This window comes from Sandarakinorhabdus sp., assembly GCF_031422795.1.
Classification (GTDB): domain Bacteria; phylum Pseudomonadota; class Alphaproteobacteria; order Sphingomonadales; family Sphingomonadaceae; genus Sandarakinorhabdus.
Genome location: NZ_JANPML010000371.1, coordinates 1 through 4,228, shown reverse-complemented (window position 1 = coordinate 4,228; position 4,228 = coordinate 1). Strand labels below are relative to the sequence as shown.

Sequence of the window (4,228 nt, the reverse complement as noted above, 5' to 3'; positions counted from 1 at the left end):
GCCGGCGGCCAGGCCGATGATCTGGCCACCACGCTGCTGCTGGCCACCGACAAGCCGGTGCTGATGGTGCCGGCGATGAATGTGCGGATGTGGCTGCATGCCGCCACCCAGCGCAATATTGCGACGCTGCGCCATGATGGCCTGACCGTGATGCAGCCCGACGATGGCGCGATGGCTTGCGGTGAGTTCGGCCCGGGCCGTTTGCCGGAAGTGCCGGCAATCATGGCGGCGATTGGGGCGTTCTTCGGTCCAAAGCCGCTGGCCGGGCGCCACGCCCTGGTCACCGCCGGGCCAACGCACGAACCCATTGATCCGGTGCGCTTCATCGGCAATCACAGCAGCGGCAAACAGGGTTTCGCCATCGCCGCCGCGTTGGCGCAGTTGGGTGCGCGCGTGTCGCTGGTGGCCGGGCCGGTGCATTTGCCGACGCCGGCCGGCGTCACCCGCATCGACGTGATGACCGCGCGCGACATGGCTGCCGCCTGCGAAGCCGCCCTGCCCGCCGATATTGCCGTGATGGTGGCCGCCGTGGCTGACTGGCGCGCCGAAGCCGCGCCGCAAAAGCTCAAGAAGGATGGCAGGGCGCTGCCGCCGCTGACCCTGACCGAAAACCCCGACATCCTCGCCGGCATCGGCCACCATGCGCGCCGACCGGCGCTGGTGGTCGGCTTTGCCGCGGAAACCCATGATCTGATCCCGCACGCTGCGGCCAAGCGGACCAGGAAGGGCGCTGACTGGATCGTCGCCAACGATGTGACTGAAGGCGTGTTCGGCAGCGATTCAAACAATGTTCATCTGGTCACCGCCACGGGTACCGAAGATTGGGGCGCGCAGGCCAAGCAGGCCGTCGCTGCCACATTGGCTCAGCGCATCGCCGCGCATTTTGCAGGGCAGGCATGATCTCGATACCGCTCACCATCCTGCCCCACGGCAAAGGCCTGCCCCTGCCCGCCTATGCCACGCCCGGTGCGGCCGGCATGGATGCGGTGGCCGCCGTGACCGAGACCGTGATGCTGGCGCCCGGCGCGCGCTTCCCGGTGCCGCTGGGATTCTGCATGGCGATCCCTGACGGCTATGAAGTGCAGGTGCGGCCGCGATCTGGCCTGGCCATGAAGAACGGCATCACCGTGCCGAACAGCCCCGGCACCATCGACAGCGACTATCGCGGCGAAGTGAAGGCGCTGCTGATCAATCTGGGTCATGAGCCCTTTGCCATCGAGCGCGGCATGCGCATCTGCCAATTGGTGCCGGCGGCGGTGACGCGCGCCGCGCTGACCGTGGTCGAGACGCTGGACGAAACCCAGCGCGGCACGGGCGGCTTCGGCTCCACAGGAGTCCACAGTTGAACTTTTCCGACGACGAGCTGGAACGCTACGCCCGTCACCTTGTGCTGCCCGAATTCGGCGGCCGCGGTCAGGCCGCGCTGGCCCGCGCCCGCGTCGCGGTGGTGGGGGCCGGCGGGCTGGGATCCCCAAGCCTGCTCTATCTCGCCGCCGCCGGGGTGGGCCGGTTGACCATCATCGATGATGACGTAGTGGCGCTATCCAACCTGCAGCGCCAGGTGCTGTTTGAAACGGCCGATGCCGGCGCGATGAAGGCGGAGCGCGCCGCCAGCCACCTGCACGCGCTGAACCCGCATGTCGAAACCGTGGCGGTGCCGCTTCGGCTCGATGGCAACAATGTCGATGCGCTGCTCGCCGGGCATGACCTGATTGTCGATGGCTGCGACAGTTTCGCGACGCGGCTGCTGGTTGCCGATTGCGCGCTGGGATGCCAAGTGCCGCTGGTATCGGGCGCAGTCGGCCCGTTCGATGGCCAGGTCGCGGTGTTCAAGGGATATGATCCGGCCCTGCCCTGCTATCGCTGTTTCGTGGGCAATCCTACCGACCAACCCGATCGCAATTGCGCCGCCGTTGGTGTGCTCGGCGCGCTCACCGGCATGATCGGCAGCCTGATGGCGATGGAGGTGATCCGCGAATTGTCGGGTTTTGCCCCGTCCAGCGCCGGGCGCATCACCCTGTTCGACGCGCTGGCCGGCCGTTTCCGCAGCATCACGCTGCCGAAAGATCCGGCCTGTCCAAGCTGCGCAGCGCGTTAATGCCCTGCTCTGCCCCATAGCTGCCGTATTTGTTGGATAATACAGTCCCGTGCCCTCCAAACGCTCCGCCCCGCGCCCGAAAAAATCCCGCTGGTATGTCAGCCTCCTGAAATGGGGGCTGGTCGCCGGGCTTGCCGGCGTGATCGCGCTCAGCGTCGCGGTGGCGTTGGCCTATCGCGATCTGCCCGGCTTCGACGACATGAAGCGCAGCCCCAATGGCCAGCCGGTGGAAATTCGCGGCGACGACGGCACGGTGCTGGCCAGTTTTGGCCCCAGCTATGGCGAATGGCTGAGCTTTGCCGAAATCCCGGCCACCATGAAAACCGCCATGATCGCGGTGGAAGACCGGCGCTTCTGGTATCACCCCGGCATCGATCCGATCGGCATCGTCCGTTCGTTTGCGGTCAACACGGCGCGCGGCAACAAGGCGCAAGGCGCATCCACCGTCACCCAGCAGCTAGCGCGCAACCTGTTCCTAACGGCGTCCAAGGATTACACCCGCAAGCTGCGCGAAGTGGTGCTGGCGCTGGCCATCGAGCGCAAGTTCGCCAAGGAAGACATTCTCGAACTCTATCTGAACCGCGTGTATTTTGGCGGCGGCGCTTATGGTGTCGATGCAGCATCTCGCAAATTCTATGGCCACAGCGCCCGCCGGCTTTCGTTGGAAGAAGCCGCGATCATCGCCGGGCTGGTGAAAGCACCGTCGCGCTTTTCGCCATCCGCTGATGCCGAAGCGGCGCGCAAACGCGCCGCGACGGTGATTGCAGTGATGGTCGATCAGGGCGGCATCACGACCGACGAAGCCACGGCAGCCGATCCGCGCCTGGTGCAATTTGCGCCGCAAGCCCGCCCGGCTGGCGTGCGCTATTTCACGGATTGGGTACTGGCCGAGCTGGAAAATCTGACCGACGAAGCCAATGAACCGTTGCTGGTAGAAACCTCGCTGAACGCAGCCATGCAGCTGCACGCCGAAGCAGCCATCCGCACCGAGGCTCCCAAGGGCGCACAGGGTGCGCTGGTGGCGCTGGCCCGCGATGGCGGCGTGAAGGCGATGGTGGGCGGCACCGATTATGTGCGCTCCAACTATAATCGGGCGATTGTCGCGCGGCGCCAGCCTGGTTCGGCGTTCAAATTCTTCGTCTATGCAGCGGCGCTGGAAAGCGGCGTGACGCCCGACGACATCTATGAAGACAAGCCGGTGCGCATCGCCAACTGGAGCCCGAAGAACGACAACGGCCAATTCGTCGGCCCGGTCACCGTGCGCCAGGCCTTTGCCCGATCGATCAACACGATTGCCGTGCAGCTGGCCGAACAGGTGGGTTTCGACACGGTGGCCGAAATGGCCCGCCGTTTCGGCATCACCACGCCGGTTAGCCGCCAGCCGGCCATGGCGTTGGGCGCATCGGAAGCCACGGTGTTTGAAATGACCAACGCCTTTGCCACGGTGGCCAATGGCGGTCTTGAAAACACACCTTTTGCCATCACCCGGATTTCCACCGGCACTGGCCGCGTGCTGTTTAACCGCAGCGAAGGTGATACCCGCCAGGTGGTGACTCCGATCGTGGCCGCGCAGATGACGCAGTTGATGCAGGCCGCCGTGGAAGCAGGCACCGCCCGCGCCGCCCAGATCGGCCGGCCGCTTGCCGGCAAGACCGGCACCACCACCAGCAACAAGGATGGCTGGTTCATTGGTTTTTCCAGCGGTATCACCACCGGCGTGTGGATGGGCCGCGATGATGCCAAGGCGGTGCGCGGGCTTGCTGGTGGCCGGGCGCCGGCGCGCGCCTTTGCCCAGTTCATGGCGCGCGCGGTGGGCGGCACCCCGCCGGAACCGCTGGCGACCGAATTCATCGAGGAAGGCCTGGGGCCAGAGCCTGACGCGCAAAGCTATGGCATCACCATCGAGGATGCGCCGGCCATCGACGGCGAAGCCCCGCCCACCGAGGAAGCGCCGCGCCTTGACGACAACTGGCTGGACAAGACGCTGAAGGAACCGGCGGAACCGCAGGGGACGGATCGCCGCCTGCCGCGGCTGAGTCGATGGAAACACCGGAGGGACCGTCACCAGTCTGCGCCCAGTCGATCGATGACGATCTGATGCACCACGGTATACTTCCCCAGCGTCGCGAG

At 66.0% G+C, this 4,228-nt stretch carries 4 protein-coding genes; all 4 read left to right on the top strand.

Features of this window, described 5'->3' with window-relative positions:
• Nucleotides 1-900, top strand: a 900-nt coding sequence (gene coaBC / locus RMO81_RS13005) for a bifunctional phosphopantothenoylcysteine decarboxylase/phosphopantothenate--cysteine ligase CoaBC (protein WP_310476319.1), incomplete at its 5' end; no start/stop codon positions are given.
• Nucleotides 897-1,346 carry a dUTP diphosphatase gene (gene dut, locus RMO81_RS13000; RefSeq protein ID WP_310476318.1) on the top strand — a complete coding sequence of 150 codons (450 nt, stop codon included), beginning with the start codon at nucleotides 897-899 and terminating at the stop codon, nucleotides 1,344-1,346. The genes coaBC and dut, both read left to right, overlap by 4 nt.
• On the top strand, nucleotides 1,343-2,098 hold the full coding sequence (locus RMO81_RS12995) for a molybdopterin-synthase adenylyltransferase MoeB (protein ID WP_310476317.1): 756 nt from the start codon (nucleotides 1,343-1,345) through the stop codon (nucleotides 2,096-2,098). The genes dut and RMO81_RS12995 overlap by 4 nt, the downstream gene beginning before the upstream one ends.
• A gap of 49 nt (nucleotides 2,099-2,147) precedes the next feature.
• Nucleotides 2,148-4,196: a PBP1A family penicillin-binding protein gene (locus RMO81_RS12990; protein WP_310476316.1), complete on the top strand. Its 2,049-nt coding sequence runs from the start codon at nucleotides 2,148-2,150 to the stop codon at nucleotides 4,194-4,196.
• The last annotated feature ends 32 nt before the right edge of the window (nucleotides 4,197-4,228 follow it).

Coding starts and splice junctions, on each gene's coding strand:
- dut (WP_310476318.1), top strand. CDS start 897: ATGATCTCGATACCGCTCACCATCCTGCCCCACGGCAAAGGCCTGCCC.